1 protein-coding gene is annotated in these 531 nt (G+C 56.5%); it reads right to left on the reverse strand.

The window, feature by feature from the left end; genetic code table 11:
* Positions 1-216 precede the first annotated feature (216 nt).
* A partial coding sequence (locus ALO43_RS15720; protein ID WP_235812535.1) for a LysR substrate-binding domain-containing protein occupies positions 217-531 on the reverse strand: 315 nt, incomplete at its 5' end.

Raw genomic sequence — 531 nt, forward strand, 5'->3', positions numbered from 1 at the left:
CGGCCATTGATACGGGGTAGGGCTGAGGGCTCAATCTTCTTCAGTCCATTCACCCTCATCAATAGCCTGCTTGGCCTCAGGCTGGGGGCATCCTTTTTAAACCATCCAAACCATGCCCTCAAATTTGCCCCAAATGTAGCAATTAGCTGGAAGTAAATGGCTATTCGAGGCTAGAAAAACGCAGAAATGACCAGCTAACAAGCATGCGCGAAGCCCCTAAAGACTCTCAGGGTCCCCAAAAAACATCTGAATCCGCGACCTCAACCAACGCTCGCCCGGATCATTATCCTGCGCCCCCCTCCAGGCCATGTGCAGCTCAAACGTACGCGTCTCGATCGGCAGGTCTTCAGACCGAACGCCCCCAGCGGCTGTTAGCACCTGCGCAGCATAGTCAGGCACGGTGGCGATGATGTCGGTGCCGGTCAGCAGTGTCGCCAGGCCATTGAACTGGGGCACGGCGAGGACGACGTGGCGTTTGCGGTCGATTTTTTCCAGGTGCTCGTCAATGAACCCGCTCAGGTCGCCGGCGAA

The sequence above is a fragment of the Pseudomonas tremae genome (assembly GCF_001401155.1).
In the GTDB taxonomy this organism is placed as follows: Bacteria; Pseudomonadota; Gammaproteobacteria; order Pseudomonadales; family Pseudomonadaceae; genus Aquipseudomonas; species Aquipseudomonas tremae.